The sequence below is a fragment of the Flavobacterium sp. GNP008 genome (assembly GCF_056428965.1).
Genome location: NZ_JBWJVL010000001.1, coordinates 269671 through 290384, shown reverse-complemented (window position 1 = coordinate 290384; position 20714 = coordinate 269671). Strand labels below are relative to the sequence as shown.

Here is a 20714-nt window from a genome sequence, read left to right as displayed (position 1 = left end):
TAAAATACTTTCAAGGATATGACAAAACGGGTTTTTGATATTATTTTTTCTCTATTCACACTTCTCTTATTTTTTTGGGTTGTGTTAATTTGTTGGTTGCTCGCAGTTATCGATACTCATACTAATGGAATCTTTATCCAAGAGCGTATTGGTCAGTTTGGTAAACCATTCAAAATTTATAAACTCCGTACCATTCAAGTTTTATTATCTTCAGAAAAACCTCGTGTTTCTAAAATAGGGCAGTTACTTCGGAACTATAAACTGGACGAATTACCTCAATTATTTAACGTTTTAAAAGGGGAGATGAGTGTAGTAGGTCCAAGACCTGATTTGCCTGGCTATTATGATTTGTTAGAAGGTGAGAGCCGAAAAATAATTGATTTGAAACCCGGATTAACTAGTTTAGCTTCCATAAAATATAATAAGGAAGAATTGTTACTAGTTAAGTATCAGTTTCCATTAGTTTATAACGATGCAATTATTTTTCCGGATAAAGTTCAATTGAATCTCAAGTATTATTACAATCAGAGTTTTTGGGGTGACATTACTATTATTTGTAAAACAATTTTAATTATTTTTCTTTCTAAAAAAAATAATTAAAAAATACCGAACGAAAACATAAGATTAATCATGTATATTACATTTTTATTTTTAGAAGATGCATAAACATAAAATTTGGCTTTCTACTCCTCACATGGGAGGGAGTGAACTGAAATACATACAAGAAGCTTTTGATTCGAATTGGATTGCTCCTGTGGGTTCAAACATAAACTGTTTTGAAGAGGATTTAGAAAAGTATGTGGGATCATGCCACGTTGCCGTTTTGAATTCTGGAACTGCAGCCATTCATTTGGGATTAATTCTTTTAGGTGTCCAGTCAGGAGATATTGTAATTTGTCAGAGTATGACCTTTTCGGCTTCTGCCAATCCTGTTTTATATTTAGGTGCAACCCCAGTATTTATAGATAGTGAACCAGAAACCTGGAATCTGTGTCCTATTGCGCTTGAAGAAGCGATTATAGATACGATTGCAAAAGGCATAACCCCTAAAGTAATATTAGCGGTGCATTTGTACGGTACTCCATATAAAATTGATGAAGTAAGAGCAGTAGCCAATAAATATGCTATTCCCATTCTTGAAGACAGTGCTGAAGCATTAGGTAGTAGCTATAAAGGATGGAGGTGTGGTACTTTTGGGGATATTGGGATCTTTTCTTTTAATGGGAGTAAAATTATCACTACATCCGGAGGAGGAGCGATAGTCACTCCTTCAGAAGCACTTAAAAAAAAGGCTATTTTTTTGGCCACACAAGCCAGAGATGAAGCACCTCATTATCAGCATAGCGAGATAGGATATAATTATAGGATGAGTAACATAAGTGCAGGTATCGGTCGGGGACAAATGGAAGTTTTGGATGTTCATATTGGGCTAAGAAGAAATATGCATGATTTTTACATCGAATTGTTTGATGATACTCAGGGAGTTATAGTTTTTAAAGTCCCTAATACAGATTATTTTTCTAATTATTGGTTAACGACCATTCTAATAAATCCTGAAGAAACTAATGGTGTAACCAGAGAGATTTTAAGGTTAGCATTAAAAGCAGAAGATATAGAATCTCGTCCTTTGTGGAAACCAATGCATTTACAACCTGTTTTTTGGAAATATCCGTATTATGGTACTACTGTTTCTGAAATGCTTTTTGAAAATGGACTTTGTTTACCCTCCGGTTCTAATTTGACTAAAGAGGATTGTGAAAAGATTAAATCTGTTATTTTGCAATTATTTAAAATAAAATCGTTCTAGAGAGTATAAATCTAGTTTAGTTCATAAAACAAATGGTACTTTAATTACAGTTTATTACTATGTTAAACGCATACTATGGAGCGCTGTTAGAATATAAAGGAAGAGCAAATTAGAGATAAATTACAATTTAAAAACGGTTTTAGAGATCATTTTTGCTAATATATATCCATATAAGTCGTTTTGTGAGATAATATTTTTACAAAAGTTACATTTTAACAAATTACTAAAAACCTTAAAATCAATTTTTTAGTAATTTTATATACGAAAAATAGAATAGAATTGATTTGTTTTCATTTATCAACATATTAAATCTTATTTTTGTTTTGATTAATAAATAATTTTAAAAGCACTACTTTGAGTGATGTTAGCAACACGGATCCTTCCACAATAAAATCGAATTTTTTTTCGAGAGAGAATTTGAAATTCAACATTCATAATTTGAGCTATCTACCCAGATGGATTATTATTATGATGGATTTTTCAGTTTTAGTACTGTCGTTTTTTTTTACGATTCTAATATTTAAAGGAACGGGGTTAGACTACATCATTACACCTTACAGCTTCAGTTTCATAACCGCTCTCTTTGGAATTAATATCTTCTTTTTTTGGTTGTTCAGAACCTATTCTGGAATTATTAGGCATTCATCCTATATCGATGCTGTAAAGCTTTTGTTTTCGCAAATGGCTGTGCTTGTCTTATTCCTTATCTTTAATTTTATATTTGAACTGTACTATGGACAGAAAGCATTTTTAAATACGGCTATATTCATTAATATCGTACTGTCTTTTTGTGGTTTATTTTTATATAGGGTGGTAGTTAAACAAACTTTTGAACTTTATTTTTCGGAAAAAAGGAATGAAAATTTAATACGGACTGTAATTTATGGAACGGATGCGAATGCAATATCTGTAGCCAATGCATTAAAATTTGAAACTCCATGTCGTTTCAAAATTGTTGGATTTGTAGACAAGAAAAATCAAAATGCATCCAAACGAATGTTGGATCTTCCTATTCTGGTGCAAAAGAAAAAGTTGCCGGCATTAATGCGTTCTATAGGAGCAGAAGGAGTTATTATAGCGGATAAGGCTTTATCTAAAGAGGAACAAATTATTATTGTTGATCAGTGTTTAGAATATAATTACAAAGTCTACACAGTGCCACTAATTTCGGATTGGGAAAACCAAAAAGAGATTTCTCAAAAAGTGAAGACCATACAAATTGAAGATCTTTTAGAAAGAAAGCCTATTGTGCTGGATAGTCAGTCGATATCAAATCAGTTAAAAGACAAAGTAATATTAATTACCGGTGCAGCAGGTTCTATAGGTAGTGAAATTGTAAGACAAGTTCTGATTTTTAATCCTAAAAAAATCATTATTTTAGATCAGGCAGAAACTCCATTACATCATTTAAAATTAGAAACCGATAGTATTAATACGAATGTGAAAATACGTACGGTTATAGGAGATATTAGAGATAGAGCCGCTATGGATATGGTTTTTAAATCGTATAAACCTCAGGTTGTTTTTCATGCTGCGGCATACAAGCATGTACCACTGATGGAAGAAAATCCGTGCCAGGCAATTTTTACTAATATTGCAGGTACAAAAAATCTTGCCGATTTAGCGTGTTTGTATAACGTTAAAAAATTTGTCATGGTTTCCACTGATAAGGCTGTGAATCCAAGTAATGTGATGGGAGCTAGTAAAAGAATTGCTGAAAAATACGTCCAGTCCTTGCAGTTAAAAGATCAGATTGCGAAAGGTCCAGAAGCCACAAAATTTATTACGACTCGTTTTGGAAATGTTTTAGGGTCAAATGGTTCTGTAGTACCTTTATTTACTAAACAAATAGCCGAAGGGGGACCATTAACCATTACCCATAAGGATATTATTCGGTATTTTATGACAATACCCGAGGCCTGTCAACTGGTACTCGAGGCAGGTGCTATGGGAAATGGAGGTGAAATTTATATTTTTGATATGGGGAAACCAGTTAAAATTATTGATTTGGCCAGAAAAATGATAAAATTGGCTGGGTTTATTCCTGAAAAAGAGATTAAGATACAAATTGTTGGTTTACGACCTGGTGAAAAATTATACGAGGAGCTACTGAATGATACCTCAAAATCAATACCTACGCATCATGCCAAAATCATGATCGCTCAAGAAATTCAAGAAGAGTTTGAAGGGTTGCATACGGATATCAATGAGTTGATTCGTATTTCTAATTTGTTTACTAATGATGCAATTGTAGCGCAAATGAAAAAAATTGTACCAGAGTTCAAGAGTATGAATTCTGCTTATGAAGTATTGGATAAGTAAAGTTCCTTTTTATATGTTATCAAAAAAAGGTTGTAAGTACTCGTACTCTGCAACCTTTTTTGTTTAAATCAAGGTTGTGTTTTAGTTATTTATATAAGAAAGTTAGTGGAGATTAGCCTTTTTTATTCCTTTATTTTACTGTATAAATTATCTTGTTGTTTAACGAAGATAAAATTTGTAATCAATTATTTATGGGCTAGTTGTAGTAGGTAGTTAAGTTGTATTAGTTATTATTGGCACCTACTTTTAAGTTGTTTAGACTCACTATTCTTTTTCTGTTTATCCTAATTTGTCTGGAGCTTTTTTGTAAATCTAACCTGATATCCGCGTTTAATTTTATTATCATTCAAAAGGAAGAAATAAAACTTGTATCCGCATTAATATATTGCAACTTGGAATTTATTTATAGAAGTATTTTGAAAACAAAAATTATGTAACTTTATAAAGCGAAATTTTTTGCAAGATATAAATGGACTATTGCTGACTTGAGTTTTTTTTAAATAGCTATACTAAAATAAGCATTCTCTAAACCATAAACTATGTAAAATGCTACAAAAGATATTGTTGGAACGAAAGATTTATGGCTCCGAAGAGCATAAGATGATGCAAGAGATGATTAAAGAATTTATTTCAAATGATATTATAGATCATTTAGAAGAATGGGAGAAGAATGGAATGGTATCGCGTGAGATATGGAAGCGAGCAGGAACATTAGGATTATTGTGTCTCGACATGCCAGAATTATACGGAGGCGGAGGATTAGATTTTACATTTAATGCTTTGTTGATTGAAGCCTTTGCCAAGAAAGGAATCACTGGTCCCGGATTTTCGTTGCATTCTGATATTGTAGCCCCTTATTTACTGTATTATGGTACTGAGGCGCAAAAACTAAAATATTTACCACTGATGGCCAAAGGAGAAATTATCACTGCAATAGGAATGACAGAACCTAATTGTGGGAGTGATCTAAAAGCACTTCGAACAACAGCAGAGGATAAAGGAGATCATTATCTTGTAAACGGTCAAAAAACTTTTATTACCAATGGTTTTATGTGTGATATGGCTATAGTGGCTGTGAAAACTAATCCTAATACAGATGAGGAAGGGATTACTTTACTTATTTTAGAATCTACAATGAAAGGTTTTCTTAAAGGGGTTCCCTTCAAAAAAATAGGAATGAAATCGCAAGATACAGCAGAGTTGTTTTTCGATAATGTTAAAGTTCCTAAAGAGAATAGACTTGGAGACGAAAAAACAGGATTTAAAATTATGATGAAGGAATTAGCTAGAGAGCGTCTGACCGTAGGTATTATGGCGGTAGCTACTGCTGAAGGAGCGATTGAAAATACCATCGCATATACAAAGCAACGAACTGCTTTTGAGACTCCTATTTCCGGATTTCAAAACACGCAATTTAAACTAGCAGAATGTACCGCTCAACTACAAATACATCAGGCTTTTTTAGATCGATGTATCGAATTATTAGTGGAACATAAATTAACGACTGAAAGTGCATCGATGATTAAATATTCTGCTACAGATATGTGTGGACTTGTAGTTGATGAATGTTTGCAATTATTTGGTGGTTATGGTTACATGTGGGACTATCCAATTGCTCGGATGTATGCTGATAATCGTGTGGCACGTATTTATGCCGGAACTAATGAAATTATGAAAATAGTCATTGCACGCGGATTACTTAATGATTTTTAATTATTCTTCGCCTTTGAGTGTTACCAATTGAATGAATACCTATTACTTCTTAATTTTACTCTAGAAAGCATTTTATTATTCCTTTTTGGTTTGTTTAAAATTCGGAATAGTTTATCTTCATTTGTATGTTATACTTGTGAAGTATACACAAGAATTCTTTTTTATGAAAGAGGGAGGAATAACTTAAGACTAACAAATCCCAGCTGTAAGCAGCTGTACTTAGCATACAACTCTTTTAAAATTGTAATTAAAGTATACGATCACACAAAAAGACCAGATCTGATTCTTTTAGAGAGTTTTTTTTGTTTAAACCTCAGAAGTAAAAAACAGAAAAGTTCAAATATATTCTTTTAAGTCCTTGGAATAGGTTTTCTGAATAGTATGTGCCTTTGCCTTTTATGAATAATAACTAAGTTTTTAATGGATATTTTTGAAAAAAAAGATTTTAATTGTAATCTTATATATTTACTTTTTAATCAATTAAATTTCGTTTGTAGGCTCTTATGTAAGTTGAAAAGTAGTAGCATTCCGCTCTCAAAACTTAAAAAAAATATATAATGGAAAAATACGTTCGACAATTAATTTCAATAGAATTTGACGACAAAAAAGAAATCTTTAATGGTTTTCTTATTGATTGGACTGAAGATTGGATTTTACTGAAAAATAATCCTTTCGATTTTATAATTGATGGTTTTACAATATTAAAAAATGAAAATGTAAAATCAATTATTCAAGACAAAGATCACGAATTTACAGAAAGAGTAATTAAACTAAAAGGTTTAAAAACAAGTGCAGAGGAAATAATTCCACTAAAAGATTTAACTTCAATTATCAATTTTCTAGCGAATAAATATGGGGTTTTTCAGATTGCAAAAAAATCTGATAAAGCGGTTTATCTTGGGAAATTTATTGAGCTAAATGCGGAAAAACTTGTAATAGATTTTTTAGGAACTGAAGGAGAATTTGAGGGCGAAATGAGTTTTAAGCGAAATAAAATTAGAGTTATAGAATTTGATACTGATTATATCAATTCTTTGAAACTAATTGTCCAAGAAGAAAAGAAAAAATAAGTCGTTGCTGCTATTAGGCTTTTTTTTATCAATGAGAAAGTAATGAAATTAATGTTTTAATCTTATTATTGATTAGCTTAGATTTTTTTTGTGGTGAATCCTGAGTTACGATCAAGCTGTGATTAATTAAGAGATTTTTCTAGATCATCGATATTAAAATAATATTCTATAAAGAATTAAAGCACTGCATGATTTTAATGCAATATTAATGACAAATGATTTATATTTGCTCAGTAATTATTGACTTTAATACATAATAACGAGAAGATCTTTCGTCTTTGTACTAGGTACAAAAGGACAAAATTTATCTTAGGATTTTAGCATATACCAATGAACCAACCCGAACATACAAATACCACTTGGCTGTTTGAAATAACGCCTAAAAATAAGTTTTTCTCACTTAATCTAAAGGAGGTTTGGCAATATAGAGATTTGCTGCTTCTTTTTGTTAAAAGGGATGTGGTAACGGTATATAAACAAACGGTTTTAGGACCACTCTGGTACCTTATACAGCCTTTATTTACCTCGATCACGTTCACCATTATTTTTAATAACGTTGCAGGTATTACTACAGGCAACGTACCCCCTTTTTTGTTTAATTTGGCGGGAATCACCGTTTGGAATTACTTTACTTCCTGTCTCAATGGTACATCAAATACGTTTGGCAGTAATGCTGGAATTTTTGGTAAAGTCTACTTTCCAAGGATTATTGTACCGCTTTCTATTGTAGTATCTAATTTATTGAAGTTTGGGATTCAGTTTTTTATATTTATTTGTTTTTACTTTTATTACTATAATCAAGGTGCATTAATCGCAATGAATGGAGCCACTTTATTCTTTCCGTTGTTGATTGTTATGATGGGTATTTTGGGATTGGGATTGGGGATGTTGATTTCCTCTTTAGTTACTAAATATCGGGATTTCAGTAATTTAGTTGGATTTGGGGTACAATTATTGATGTATTTATCAGCGGTGATGTATCCTATGGCCTTAATTAAAGAAAAATTGCCTAATTATGGTTGGATGGTTGAATATAATCCTTTAGCGTATGTTATAGAAACGACACGATACATGCTATTAGATGTTGGACAAATCTCTGTTTTGGGATTAGGATATACGTTTTTAGTAACTGTAATGGTGTTTTTAGTGGGAGTTTTGATATTTAACAGAACCGAGAAGAGTTTTATAGATACGGTTTAGCGGTCAATGTTCAGTTTTTAGTAATCAGATTACAGGCTATAAAATCAAATTATTATTATTATTTTAATTGTCCATTAATCGATTAACCCGTTAGACGATTAACCAAATAACCCATTTTAATTTTGAAAAAAGACATTATCTTAAAAGCCGAAAATATATCAAAGCAATATCGACTGGGTCAAGTGGGTACTGGTACTATGGCGCACGATTTGAACCGATGGTGGCATCAGGTGCGCGGGAAAGAAGATCCGTATTTAAAAATTGGCGATACCAATGACCGCAGTACAAAAGGTACAAGTGATTATGTCTGGGCACTGCAGGATATTAATTTTGAAGTAGAACGTGGTGAAATTATTGGTATTATTGGTAAAAATGGAGCTGGGAAATCTACTTTACTCAAGATATTATCCCGAGTGACAGCACCCACTACCGGAAGTATTAAGTTTGGAGGTCGCGTGGCTTCTTTACTTGAAGTGGGAACTGGATTCAATGGCGAAATGACCGGTAGGGAAAATATTTACCTGAATGGTGCTATTTTAGGAATGACTAAAAAAGAAATCACCTCTAAGATTGACGAGATTATTGAGTTCTCTGGTTGTGAACGTTACATTGATACCCCTGTAAAACGCTATAGTAGTGGGATGTATGTGCGTTTGGCTTTTGCTGTAGCCGCGTTTCTAGAGCCTGAAATTTTGATTATCGATGAAGTTTTGGCAGTGGGCGATGCAGAGTTTCAGAAAAAAGCGATTGGCAAGATGCAGGATATCTCACAAAAAGGCGGTAGGACTGTGTTGTTTGTGAGTCATGATTTAAGTGCTATTAGTACCTTAACTAAAAATACGATTGTGATGGATAAAGGAAGAGTCCTGGCATTTGAAGAAACTAATAAAGCAATCGCTTTATACTCTTCAATAAATAAGGGAGGGAGTATCTTTACACAAGAAGCAAGAATGGATATACCTACTGTTACTAAAGTAGAAATTAAGACTTCTGAAGGTGGAGCATTGCAAGCAAACGCTAAAGTTTTAAGTATTAAATTTGAGGTTACAATGCCTTGTGAGGATATTAAATGCATGGCTCTATCTTTTCAAATTCTTAATCATTTGCAAGTACCTGTTTTGTATGATTATATTTTTGATACTGATACAAATATTTGCAGAAAAAAAGGAGTAAATAAACTTGTGTTTGCTTATAAGGAGCTGTTATTGTACAAAGGGAATTACAGTATTCGGGTTCATTTAGCAGAAACAAAAACAAAGTCTAAGTTTCAAGAGTTTGATTGTTGTTCCTTTGAAGTTGAAATGATAGGTCAGAAAGAACCTGATTGGGGTTGGCAAAAAAATGTTTGTCAATTTATTGATAAAGGAAGTTGGGAAGTAAATTAATATTTTATTTAAAATCTGGAATAATTTAATAGTAAATAATTTAAAATGACAAATGATTTAAAAAACTATAAAAGCGATTGGTTTATTAATTTAAAGAGTAAAAACATGCGAATTTCTTTTTATGTAATTAGAAAATCATTATTAGAAGCTGTAACTGAATTGAAATCAAGATTACATGGAGTAGTAGTTGATCTTGCTTGCGGAGTAATGCCGTATAAGGAATATCTCCAAAGTGATTCAATTGATAAATATATTGGCATAGACATTGAACCAACGGAATATCATAATCAAGTAAAGCCTGACTTTTATTGGGATGGAAAAAAAATCCCGCTCAATGATGCATCAGTAAACTTTGTAATTGCTACTGAATTTCTAGAACATTATTTTGATACAAATCATGTTCTAAATGAAATTCAAAGGGTTTTGAAACCTGGAGGAACATTTTTCTTTACTGTACCAAGTGTTTGGCCACTGCATGAAGCTCCTTATGATTACCATAGATTTACTCCTTTTGCTTTAGAAGAGCATTTCAAAAAAACAGGATTTTCCTCTTGGGAGATTAAGCCTCTGGGAGGCTTTCATTATAATCTAGCTTTATCATTTGCTTTATGGAATGACTTTAGACTTCCTCAACAAAAACAAAAACTATTAAAACCATTTTTGAATTGGCTAGTCAAATTTTTAATGAAAAAAGATAAAAAAGAATCAAATTTCAAAAATGATCAGATGTATTCAGGATTATATGGATTCGTTGTTAAATAGGATTATTTTTTCTCAATAAGTAACTTAATTGTAGCATAAATTAATAGCCATGAGTATAATAGTTAGTATTGTCATCCCTTGTTTTAATTCTAAAGTTACTCTAGAAGCAACATTAGAATCTGTTTTGAATCAAAAGTATCAAAATTGGGAAGCCATAATTGTAAATGATGGCTCAACAGATGAAACTGAAGAAATCGTATTGCGTTGGATTAGTAAAGACGACAGATTTAAATATTTTACGAAACAGAATGAAGGTCTGGGCAAAACTCGGAATTTTGGAATAAATAAATCGATCGGAACTTTGATATTACCACTTGATTCCGATAATCAATTGGAAGAGTATTTTGTTCAAAATGCAGTTTCTGTTTTTGAAAATAATACTGATGTAGGTGTTGTCTATGGTCACGCACAATATTTTGGTAAAAAAAATGGTTTTTGGGAAGTGGGTAATTATAAATTGGACCAAATGTTAGTGCATAATTATATTGATGCTTGTGCAATTTACAAAAAGAAGTTGTGGGAAGAGGTTGGGGGATATGATGAAAATATGCCTTATCAGGGTCATGAAGATTGGGAGTTATGGGTAGCTTTTGGAACCATAAACGTTGTATTTTATCACTTAAATAAAATTGCTTTTAAATATTTTGTATCGAAAAATTCAATGAGTCAGTTATTCACTAATGAAATTATTTTGAAAAATCAAGACTATATAGTTGAAAAATATTGTAGGCAATATCATGAACAATATACTAAAGCTTTTTTTAAAACCTTAAATATAGATAAATTAATGAGTGAATCAGTTTTAGCTAAAACGAGCAAAGATTTATTATTTATAATTTTGTTTAGGATAAAAAAACGTTTATGGAGCAAATAACTCCTTTAGTATCTATAATTGTTCCCAATTACAATCATGAAAAGTTTTTAAAACAACGTTTAGAAAGTATTTTCAATCAAACGTATGGTCATTTTGAAGTACTATTATTGGATGATTGTAGTACTGATTCCAGTAGAAATATTCTTAATGAATATGCAGATAATCCCAAGGTAAGTCACTGTGTTTTTAATGAAACTAATTCGGGTAATACATTTATCCAATGGAATAGAGGAATTGCTTTAGCAAAAGGAGATTTTATTTGGATTGCTGAATCAGATGATTTTTGTGAGCTGAATTTTTTGGAGAAATTAATTCAACCGCTAGTTCATGATGATAAAACAGTATTGTCTTATTGTCAATCAAAGAGGGTAAATGAGTTTAATACTATTAAAGGGGATTGGTTAAATCATACGGATAGTCTGGATAATACCTTCTTTTTGAAAAATTTTATTTTAGTCGGCAATGAATTTATCGAACGTTTCTTGATTTATAAAAATGTAATTCCTAACGCCAGTGCTGTTTTATTTAGAAAAAAAAATGTTGAAGGTTTAATGGAATTAGATATTGATCCAATTTTAAAAACCTGTGGTGATTGGTTATTTTATTTAAAATTGATTACCAACAATAACGTGGCTTATATTTCTGAATCTTTAAACAATTTTAGATTTCATTCTGAAAGTGTTATTGCGGGCGCTGGAAAAAAAATAAAGTGGAGTTCACTCATTGAAATAGATTTTAAGATGCGTACCAAGATGATTGATTATTTAGTTATTAAAAACCCAAGTAATTATATGTCAGTTCTTAAAATAAATAGGAAAATTATTAAACAGCAAAAATATGAATTAGGTATGTTTTATTTTAGAAATAATGAAAAGATAAAGGGTGTATTAATTTTCTTTAAATTTATTTTTTTATAAAAAATAAATTTAAAGAAAAATTGTACTGAAATAAATCAAGATTTGTAAATTAATAAATAATGCTTTCAATAATTATCTGTTCACGTGCGAGTACAATTAACAAGGAATTGTACGATAATATCAAAAATACGGTTGGCTGCGAGTATGAGTTGGTTATTATTGATAATTCAAATAATTTTTATTCTATTTTTGAAGCTTATAATATAGGAATAGTAAAAAGTAGAGGTGGATATTTGTGTTTGATACATGACGATGTTTGTTTTCAAACAATTGGCTGGGGTGCTTTTATAAATCATAATTTCAATAATAATGATAATATTGGTTTGATAGGTGTTGCGGGAGCAACAGTCAAAACTAAAATGCCTTCGACTTGGTGGGATAATTATGAAGGGCAGGGAATAATCAATATTATTCAACATCATAAAAATAAAGAAAAGGAATTTCACAATTTTGGATTTGATAAAGAGCAAGATGTTCATGTAGTTGTTATTGATGGTGTTTTTATGGCAATGAGAAAGGATGATAGAATCAGATTTCATACTAAAATGAAAGGATACCACGCTTATGATTTAAACATTTCCTTTGAATATAAGAAATATGGATATGATATTATTGTTACTAATAAAATATTAATAGAACATTTTTCATCTGGGGTTATTAATGAAAATTGGATTGAAGCTATTTACAAAATACATAGTTTGTACAAAAGGGAATTGCCTTTTTTTGTGATTGGAAATGCGGTTACTATAAACCATGAAATTACAAATGCCCAACGATTTATAAACAAAAGTTTAAGTTTTGGTTGTAAAAAAATTGCCATTTCTGTTTGGTTGCAATTGTTTTTACTTGAACCATTTTCTAAATATAACTTAAGATTTTTGAAAAATATTATAAAAAAAATCTAATGCTTGCCATTGTAATTCCATATTTTAAACTTAGTTTTTTTGAAGCTACTTTAGAATCGTTATCTAATCAGACGGATAAGCGGTTTAAGGTTTATATAGGCGATGATGCTAGTCTAGAAGATCCTACAGTTTTGTTAGAAAGATATAAGGGTAAATTTGATTTTACTTATCATCGATTTAAAACTAATATAGGCGGAAAAACTTTGATAAAACAATGGGAAAGATGTATCTCTTTGAATGAGGATAAAGAATGGATAATGATTTTGGGAGATGATGATGTTTTATGTAAAACAGTTGTTGAAAGTTGGTATAGAAATTATGAATGTTTTAATTTAAAATCTAATCTTGTTAGGTTTGCTAGTAAATTAATTTTTGAAAATTCTAGCACCTTGTCTAATCTTTATATGCATCCAGTTTGGGAAACATCCTACAATGCTTTTTACAGAAAATTTAAAAAAGTATCACGCAGCTCACTATCTGAATATGTTTTTTCTAAAACATCTTACGAAAAATATGGATTTCATAATTATCCTTTGGGATGGAATAGTGATGATCGTGCTTGGTTAGATTTTTCAGATAATAAGCCAATTTATACAATTAATGAAAGTATTGTTTTTGTTAGAATGTCCTCACTAAATATTTCTGGGCGGAGTGATAATCTCCTTAAAAAGAATTTATCAGAGATTCAATTTTATAAATTTTTGATTTCGAATAAATTTCAATTTTATAATAATGTTCAAAGATTAGAATTGATGAAAAAATACGGTAAAGAAATAAAAAGAACTAGAAAGCTGAATTTACTTGAATGGATTTTTATTATTTATTATTGCTTAATTTTTTTTAATTTTGGTTATTTAAAAAAAGGATATGTTATGTTGTTTAATAAATTGAATATATTTTGGAAAAAGTATCAGTAGTCATTCCGTGTTATAAGCAAGCTCAATACCTAGGAGAAGCTATTAAATCTATTTTAGAGCAGACTCATCAAAATTGGGAATGTATTATTGTAAACGATGGTAGTCCTGATAATACTGAAGATGTAGCTATGATATTCTGTAATCAGGATTCAAGAATAAAATATATTTACCAAAAAAACTCTGGTTTATCAAGCGCAAGAAACTTTGGAATTAAAAATGCATCAAGCGATTTTATTTTAACACTAGATGCTGACGATAAATATGATGCTTCTTTCATAGAAAAAGGATTGAAAGTTTTAAATGATGGTCTAAAAATAGGAGTGGTCAGCAGTTGGATATCCCGGTACAAAGATAAAAAAGAAATTTGTCTTATCAAGCCCAATGGAAAAAGGATTGAAGATTTTTTATTTCAAAATGCAGCTAACGGCACGTCATTATTCCGAAAAAAATGCTGGTCCGAGGTTGGCGGATATGACGAAAACATGAAAAAGGGTTATGAAGATTGGGATTTCTATATTAGGGTATGTGCTAACGGATGGAATGTACATATTATTCCAGAAGTTTTGTTTTTTTATAAACAACATGATCATTCTATGCGATTGGATGCTTATGCTAATCATGATAAAAATATTAAAATGTATATTTATTTGAAGCATAAAGAATTATACTTAAATTATTATGAAGATATGATAAGCTATTTTTTGAATACAATTGATTTAGAAAAACGTAATAATATCAAAATAAAAAACAAAATTGACTTTAAAATCGGATCAGTTTTTTTGATACCATTAAGACTGTTTAAATCTTTGTTAAGATGATTCGGAACCCCACTGTGACTATTATAATGGCGACTTATAACAGAGTCATGTTTATAGAGGAATCATTGACAGCTATTCAAAAACAAACCTATGAATCTTGGGAATGTTTAATAATTGATGATGGAGGGACTGATGAGACATTTGCTGTTATTGCTCCAATTTTAGAAAAAGACAAACGTTTTCAATTCTTAGTAAGAACGGATCACTACCAAAAAGGATTACCTGGCTGTCGAAATTATGGTTTAGATTTGGCAAAAGGGGATTATATTATTTTTTTCGATGATGATGATATCGCCCATCCACTGAATTTAGAAATTTGTGTGTCAGAATTTAATAAACGAGATATTTATTTTTGTCGGTACATTCGAGAAGTATTTCATTCTAAGGATTTCAATTATAATTTTGATTACTCCAAAAAATACACTTTTTTCGATATTGATATAAACGATCTTGAAAAAATGTTAAATAACAGCCTGCAATTTAATTCTTGCGCAGTAATGTGGAAACGAGCATGTTTTGATAGTGATAAGTATGTTGAGGAATTGATGTATGCAGAAGAATGGGAATTATATGCACGAATTGTATCAAATGGATTTAAAGGGATTTCAATAAATAAATGTTTGTTTTATGGTCGAAAACATGAAAATTCCAATACAGGAGAATTTAATAAAAAAAATTCAGTAAGAAGGGCATCGTATGCAAATGCTGTTTTATTAGTACTTAAAAATTTAAAAGAAAAAAAACTGCTCACGCGTTCAATTATAAAATATTTTGTTATATTCTCGTATTCTTACAAAGAATTTAACTTGTTTAAAAACTGTATAAATTTACTTGAATTGTCAAAAACGGAAAAACGATATTGGCAGTTTTTTTATATTTTTTTACCATTAAGAATAGGCTTGTACATGATTATAATGCGTCAAATAAAAGAATGTGATGAAATTTTTAGTAATAGCACAAGATTTAAGAATTTCCGGAACTAGTGAAGGTATTGTTTCTCGGTCTTTCTTATCTAAACTGAGAACAACCTATCCAGAATCTAGTATTGATGTTGTTTATTTGAAAAAATATGTGAGTAATGATCAACTGTATTTATTGCCGGTTGACAACATTGAATCACATATATTAAATCTAAAAATACCATTTTTCACTAAATGGATGAATAAAGTCTATTGGCGCTTATTTCATATTTCATTAAAGGATAGACATATTCATAGTGTATATGCTTCTTACATTGCAAAGATTAATTACCAAAAATACGATCATATTTTTATCAGAAGTTCAGGACTCGATCATGAAATGTTATTAGCGACAAAGGATTTACCAATTTTGAAACATGCGATTATTAATTTTCATGATCCTTACCCGTTGTTTTGGTATGCAGGTTCTAAGACTGAATTGACTAATTTAGAACTTTTTAGAATGAAAGAAATGTATCAAGTTGTTAACCAAGCCAAGACTTGTATGAGTTCCGCAATATTAATGTCTCAAGACATGCAGTATTTGTATGGTTCAAAAAAGTTTTTTTATACTTTACCACATCAATATTGTGAAAAGGTATTTGATTTATCAGATAATAATCAGGTAATTAAGAAGACTAAGAAAGTAACAATATCGTATCATGGAGCCATTCAATTCGGTAGAAATATAGACAATCTTCTAGACGTCTATCAGGGACTGGTAGAGAGCAATAAATTATATTTAGAAAACACCGTTTTTATATTAAGACTCAAAAGCTCAGAAAATGCAAGATTAAGAGAAAAATATAGGAGTACCGCAAATATAATTATTTTAGATGGACTTAATTTTTCTAACTCGTCAAATGAGCAAATTTACGAAGCAGATGTTTTAGTAATTTTAGAAAACGGACCTCTATATTGTAATATTTTAGTAGGGAAAGCTCCTTTTTTAGCATCAATTAATAAACCGATACTATCTATTTCGCCGTTAGATAGCGAATTAAGAAAAATAGTAAAAGAAGAAAAATACATTGCAAATATGAATAACCAAGAAGAGGCAAAGTTGAAATTAGAGAATTTAATAATCGATAGGATGAATTCTAACGTACCCGTTTATCCATTTGGAGATTATTTTTCTGATGAAAATTTCAAGAGAAGTTTACAAAATATAATATGTATTTAAAATATAAATTATAGTTTTAGTATTTATAAATCTATATGATTATATGCGAATAGGATCAAATCCACAAAAGCAAGAGAAAAAAGTTATAATGACAACAAATCACAGGATAGTGATTGTAGTTTATATACCTCATGAAAAAGGTTTTTATAAAGATTCGCTAGCTGTATTTAAAGCATGTTTAGATTCTCTAGTTTATACGATTAATTCTAGTGCATTAATAACTGTAGTAAATAATGGTTCTTACAGTAAAGTAGTTGATTTATTAGCAGAGTATTTAAAAGAACAAAAAATTGATACCGTGATATCTCATAATGTAAATATTGGTAAAATTGATGCTCAAATTGGAGCAGCTAGAGGTGTCAGAGAGCAGCTGATTACACTCTCAGACTCTGATATTTTATTCAGGACAGGCTGGCAGGAAAAAATAGAAGAAGTTTTTATTAAATTTGAAAATGTAGGTTCTGTTTCTCCTATACCTATTCGTACTGGATTATATGCAGGGACAAGTTCTGTTTTAAGACAAATTATTTTTAAGCGATTAAAATTTAAGTTCATTGCTATTCCTGAAAATTTTGAGGATTATAATCGTTTTTTAGCAAGTATAAATTGGGATTTAGATAAAGATAAAGATAATGTGTGGCCTGTTGTAGAAAATAATGGAGTTAAAGCGATTATAGGTTCTGCCCATCAAGTATTAACCCTAAATCGGGACATTTTATTTAATACTTCCCCCTCTAATCCATCCTTAACTCTTGTGGGAGGTAACTCAGAACATAATTATGTTGACACTCCTATTGATAAATCAGGTAAATTACGGTTAGCTACTTATAATAATTATGCATATCATATTGGGAATACGTTGGAAGATTGGATGATTGATATTCAACATTTAAATAAAGAAACGAATAAGAACGAAAATAAAATAATTAAAAATGAAGTGCAGGCTGATTTGTTTAACACAAAAATTAAGGATAAAATTTATAGTATAAAAAAACAAATTTTAAAAACTATTTTTTCAATATTTTATAGTAGCATTCGATGAATAAGATAATTTTTACTATTCTTATTACAACCAAAAATCGAATAAAGGATTTGATATTTACCTTGGATAAAATTCAATATTTATTGGAAAAAGAAAATGTAAAATGCATTATTTGTGATGATGGATCTACCGATGGAACAAGTATTTTTCTACAAACGAATTATCCAGATATTGAACTAATTCAAAACAAAGTAAGTAAAGGGCTTATATTCAGTAGAAATCGATTGTTAAGCTTAGTTAAAACAGAGTTTGCTATTTCTTTAGATGATGATGCGCATTTCATTACTGGAAATCCATTACATTCCATACAAGAACATTTTAAATACAATACGAATTGTGGTATAATTGCACTTCGAATTTTCTGGGGGTTAGAAGAGCCGAAAGAAAGCGTGTCTTCCGATAAAAGAGTACGAGTACAAGGGTTTGTAGGCTGTGCACATGTATGGCGGATGAAAGCTTGGCGCGATATACCTAATTATCCGGATTGGTTTGTTTTTTATGGAGAGGAAGATTTTGTGTCTTACGAACTCTTTAAAAAAAACTGGGAAATTCATTATTTGCCTGAAGTTTTAGTCAATCATCGGGTAAATATAAAGGCAAGAAAAAATAATAAGGATTATACACAACGCTTGAGAATGTCATTGCGTTCCGGGTGGTATTTATTTTTTATGTTTTACCCTTTGCGAAAAATTCCGAAAAAAATAATGTATTCTATTGCGGTTCAAATGAGGTATAAAGTTTTTAAAGGGGATTTAAAAGTTTTAAAAGCCTTGTTTTTGGCAGCATTAGATTTATTTTTGGCACTGCCCAAAATCATTAAAAACAAAAATCGATTGACTAATAAAGAATATGATCAATTTCAAAAGCTACCTGCGACTAAAATATATTGGCAACCAAATAACAATAAAAATTAATTAAAGAAATAAAAAAGCATCTTGTTTGCCCTCTGAGCTAATTCCCGCTTGAAAATTTCCTAGACTACCTATTCTAACAATTCTCAAAACAACTTCTAAAAAATTCAACAAAAGCGGGGGGATTATTTAATTAACAGGTATAAAATTAAAAGGAATGGTAATCATAAAAATAAGTATTTTTACATCACATTATTTTTGAATGAAAAACATAGCCATAATTCCAGCTCGTGGAGGTTCTAAACGATTACCCAATAAAAACATACTTTTATTAGGAGGTATTCCGTTAATCGCTCACAGTATTCTGTTTGCTAAAAAAAACAAGGAGTACATTGACGAGGTTTATGTTTCCACAGATAATGCAGCAATAAAAGAAATTGCCTTGTATTTTGGAGCAAAAGTTATAGACCGTCCAAGATCTATTTCAGGGGATTTAGAGCTTACTGTAAGTGCCTTAAAGCATAGCTTATTGATAATTAATGATCCCGAAATAGAAAATATAATTGTACTTCAACCTACAAATCCGTTGCGGCCTAAAAATATTTTGACAGAAGCCTTTGAAATCCTCGAAAAAGAAAATTACGATAGTTTATTTACTGTTTCCAGAAATAATGAAAAGTTAGGTAAAATTATAAATAGGCAATTTATCCCTTTTAACTACGAAATTGGTCAGCGAAGTCAGGATTTGGAACCCTTGTACTATGAAAATGGGTTATTGTATATTAGTAAAACAAACCTAATTTTGGATAATAAAATAGTCAATGCAGCTGCTTTTCCAATGCTATTAAATCATCCATTTGCTAAAGTAGATATCGATACTCAAGATGATTTTGAATATGCAGAATATTTATATCAAAAACATATAACTCCTAATTCATAACTCATTTTATGAACCCATATATAGAAATTTCAGGACGAAAAATTGGCTTAGATTATCCACCATTAGTGATAGCAGAAATAGGAATTAATCACGAAGGATCTTTGCAAATAGCCAAAGAAATGGTAGATGCAGCGCATCGAGCAGGAGTTGAAGTAGTCAAGCATCAAACCCATATAGTAGAAGATGAGATGAGTGCGGCAGCCAAAAAAGTAATTCCGGGCAATTCTGATGTATCTATTTACGAAATTATGGAACGTTGTGCGCTTAATGAAGCGGATGAATTAGAACTAAAAAACTATGTTGAGGAGAAAGGAATGCTCTTTATATCAACACCTTTTTCTCGAGCTGCAGCAAATCGACTGCAAAAATTTGATATCCAGGCTTATAAAATTGGTTCTGGGGAATGCAACAATTATCCATTATTGGAACACATTGCCACTTTTGGGAAACCGGTCATTTTAAGTACAGGAATGAATACTATTGAAAGTATTACCAAAGCATTGGCTATTTTTGATGCCTACAACGTACCAGTAGCTATATTACATACAACCAATTTATATCCTACGCCAATTCATTTAGTTCGTTTTGGAGCTATGATAGAAATGCACCAAGCATTTCCGGATAAAGTTTTTGGGTTATCTGATCATACGTTGAATAATAATGCATGTTTAGGTGCTGTTGCCTTGGGAGCCAGTATTCTGGAACGCCATTTTACCGATAATATGGAGCGCAACGGTCCGGATATTGTATGCAGTATGGACGAACAATGGACAAAAGAACTCATTGTAAATAGTAATGAAATGTGGCAAATGCGTGGTGGAATAAAAAAGCCTGCTTTAGAGGAACAAGTGACTATTGATTTTGCTTTTGCAACGGTTTGTACTATTGCGAAGATAAAAAAAGGAGAAGTACTTACCAAAGAAAATATTTGGGTAAAACGACCTGGTACTGGAAAAATTCTTGCCGTATATTTTAATGATCTATTGGGTAAAATTGCTGTTAAGGATATTGATAATGATGAACAATTGAATTGGGAAGATATTGATTGA

Annotated in this window: 19 protein-coding genes; all 19 read left to right on the top strand. The window is 30.7% G+C overall.

The features are described from left to right. Positions 1-18 precede the first annotated feature (18 nt). Positions 19-600: a sugar transferase gene (locus tag AC0608_RS01315; protein WP_478287870.1), complete on the top strand. Its 582-nt coding sequence runs from the start codon at positions 19-21 to the stop codon at positions 598-600. A gap of 58 nt (positions 601-658) precedes the next feature. Further along, the gene (locus AC0608_RS01310) at positions 659-1807 is read left to right on the top strand and encodes a DegT/DnrJ/EryC1/StrS family aminotransferase (protein WP_478287869.1); all 1149 of its coding nucleotides are present in this window, start codon (positions 659-661) and stop codon (positions 1805-1807) included. Between the two features lie 354 nt (positions 1808-2161). Next, a complete protein-coding gene (locus tag AC0608_RS01305; protein ID WP_478287868.1) occupies positions 2162-4129 on the top strand; it encodes a polysaccharide biosynthesis protein in 1968 nt (655 codons plus the stop codon). A gap of 546 nt (positions 4130-4675) precedes the next feature. After that, positions 4676-5842, top strand: a complete 1167-nt coding sequence (locus AC0608_RS01300) for an acyl-CoA dehydrogenase family protein (protein ID WP_478287867.1) — start codon at positions 4676-4678, stop codon at positions 5840-5842. 557 nt (positions 5843-6399) lie between these two features. Continuing rightward, a complete protein-coding gene (locus tag AC0608_RS01295; protein WP_478287866.1) occupies positions 6400-6912 on the top strand; it encodes a hypothetical protein in 513 nt (170 codons plus the stop codon). 330 nt (positions 6913-7242) lie between these two features. Further along, complete coding sequence (locus tag AC0608_RS01290; RefSeq protein ID WP_478287865.1) at positions 7243-8112, top strand: ABC transporter permease; 870 nt, start codon at positions 7243-7245, stop codon at positions 8110-8112. A 122-nt stretch (positions 8113-8234) separates the two neighbouring features. Further along, positions 8235-9497: an ABC transporter ATP-binding protein gene (locus AC0608_RS01285; protein ID WP_478287864.1), complete on the top strand. Its 1263-nt coding sequence runs from the start codon at positions 8235-8237 to the stop codon at positions 9495-9497. 45 nt (positions 9498-9542) lie between these two features. Further along, complete coding sequence (locus AC0608_RS01280; RefSeq protein WP_478287863.1) at positions 9543-10259, top strand: class I SAM-dependent methyltransferase; 717 nt, start codon at positions 9543-9545, stop codon at positions 10257-10259. A gap of 49 nt (positions 10260-10308) precedes the next feature. Then, positions 10309-11133 (top strand): glycosyltransferase family 2 protein, encoded by an 825-nt coding sequence (locus AC0608_RS01275; protein ID WP_478287862.1) that lies wholly within the window; start codon positions 10309-10311, stop codon positions 11131-11133. Further along, on the top strand, positions 11121-12050 hold the full coding sequence (locus AC0608_RS01270) for a glycosyltransferase family 2 protein (protein ID WP_478287861.1): 930 nt from the start codon (positions 11121-11123) through the stop codon (positions 12048-12050). The genes AC0608_RS01275 and AC0608_RS01270 overlap by 13 nt, the downstream gene beginning before the upstream one ends. Before the next feature lie 59 nt (positions 12051-12109). After that, a complete protein-coding gene (locus tag AC0608_RS01265; protein ID WP_478287860.1) occupies positions 12110-12955 on the top strand; it encodes a glycosyltransferase in 846 nt (281 codons plus the stop codon). Beyond that, the gene (locus AC0608_RS01260) at positions 12955-13872 is read left to right on the top strand and encodes a glycosyltransferase family A protein (protein WP_478287859.1); all 918 of its coding nucleotides are present in this window, start codon (positions 12955-12957) and stop codon (positions 13870-13872) included. Before AC0608_RS01265 ends, AC0608_RS01260 begins: the two co-directional genes overlap by 1 nt. Continuing rightward, a complete protein-coding gene (locus AC0608_RS01255; RefSeq protein ID WP_478287858.1) occupies positions 13854-14690 on the top strand; it encodes a glycosyltransferase family 2 protein in 837 nt (278 codons plus the stop codon). The genes AC0608_RS01260 and AC0608_RS01255 overlap by 19 nt, the downstream gene beginning before the upstream one ends. Further along, the gene (locus tag AC0608_RS01250; protein ID WP_478287857.1) at positions 14687-15673 is read left to right on the top strand and encodes a glycosyltransferase family 2 protein; all 987 of its coding nucleotides are present in this window, start codon (positions 14687-14689) and stop codon (positions 15671-15673) included. Before AC0608_RS01255 ends, AC0608_RS01250 begins: the two co-directional genes overlap by 4 nt. Next, a complete protein-coding gene (locus tag AC0608_RS01245) occupies positions 15627-16832 on the top strand; it encodes a hypothetical protein (RefSeq protein WP_478287856.1) in 1206 nt (401 codons plus the stop codon). Before AC0608_RS01250 ends, AC0608_RS01245 begins: the two co-directional genes overlap by 47 nt. Positions 16833-16920: 88 nt before the next feature. Further along, on the top strand, positions 16921-17874 hold the full coding sequence (locus AC0608_RS01240; RefSeq protein ID WP_478287855.1) for a glycosyltransferase family A protein: 954 nt from the start codon (positions 16921-16923) through the stop codon (positions 17872-17874). Beyond that, a complete protein-coding gene (locus AC0608_RS01235) occupies positions 17871-18788 on the top strand; it encodes a glycosyltransferase family 2 protein (protein ID WP_478287854.1) in 918 nt (305 codons plus the stop codon). Before AC0608_RS01240 ends, AC0608_RS01235 begins: the two co-directional genes overlap by 4 nt. Positions 18789-18987: 199 nt before the next feature. Beyond that, a complete protein-coding gene (locus tag AC0608_RS01230; protein ID WP_478287853.1) occupies positions 18988-19665 on the top strand; it encodes an acylneuraminate cytidylyltransferase family protein in 678 nt (225 codons plus the stop codon). 8 nt (positions 19666-19673) lie between these two features. Next, a complete protein-coding gene (locus AC0608_RS01225; RefSeq protein ID WP_478287852.1) occupies positions 19674-20714 on the top strand; it encodes an N-acetylneuraminate synthase family protein in 1041 nt (346 codons plus the stop codon).

Coding starts and splice junctions, on each gene's coding strand:
- AC0608_RS01300 (WP_478287867.1), top strand. CDS start 4,676: ATGCTACAAAAGATATTGTTGGAACGAAAGATTTATGGCTCCGAAGAG.
- AC0608_RS01225 (WP_478287852.1), top strand. CDS start 19,674: ATGAACCCATATATAGAAATTTCAGGACGAAAAATTGGCTTAGATTAT.
- AC0608_RS01250 (WP_478287857.1), top strand. CDS start 14,687: ATGATTCGGAACCCCACTGTGACTATTATAATGGCGACTTATAACAGA.
- AC0608_RS01245 (WP_478287856.1), top strand. CDS start 15,627: ATGAAATTTTTAGTAATAGCACAAGATTTAAGAATTTCCGGAACTAGT.
- AC0608_RS01280 (WP_478287863.1), top strand. CDS start 9,543: ATGACAAATGATTTAAAAAACTATAAAAGCGATTGGTTTATTAATTTA.
- AC0608_RS01235 (WP_478287854.1), top strand. CDS start 17,871: ATGAATAAGATAATTTTTACTATTCTTATTACAACCAAAAATCGAATA.
- AC0608_RS01230 (WP_478287853.1), top strand. CDS start 18,988: ATGAAAAACATAGCCATAATTCCAGCTCGTGGAGGTTCTAAACGATTA.
- AC0608_RS01270 (WP_478287861.1), top strand. CDS start 11,121: ATGGAGCAAATAACTCCTTTAGTATCTATAATTGTTCCCAATTACAAT.
- AC0608_RS01315 (WP_478287870.1), top strand. CDS start 19: ATGACAAAACGGGTTTTTGATATTATTTTTTCTCTATTCACACTTCTC.
- AC0608_RS01295 (WP_478287866.1), top strand. CDS start 6,400: ATGGAAAAATACGTTCGACAATTAATTTCAATAGAATTTGACGACAAA.
- AC0608_RS01290 (WP_478287865.1), top strand. CDS start 7,243: ATGAACCAACCCGAACATACAAATACCACTTGGCTGTTTGAAATAACG.
- AC0608_RS01240 (WP_478287855.1), top strand. CDS start 16,921: ATGACAACAAATCACAGGATAGTGATTGTAGTTTATATACCTCATGAA.
- AC0608_RS01275 (WP_478287862.1), top strand. CDS start 10,309: ATGAGTATAATAGTTAGTATTGTCATCCCTTGTTTTAATTCTAAAGTT.
- AC0608_RS01265 (WP_478287860.1), top strand. CDS start 12,110: ATGCTTTCAATAATTATCTGTTCACGTGCGAGTACAATTAACAAGGAA.
- AC0608_RS01310 (WP_478287869.1), top strand. CDS start 659: ATGCATAAACATAAAATTTGGCTTTCTACTCCTCACATGGGAGGGAGT.
- AC0608_RS01260 (WP_478287859.1), top strand. CDS start 12,955: ATGCTTGCCATTGTAATTCCATATTTTAAACTTAGTTTTTTTGAAGCT.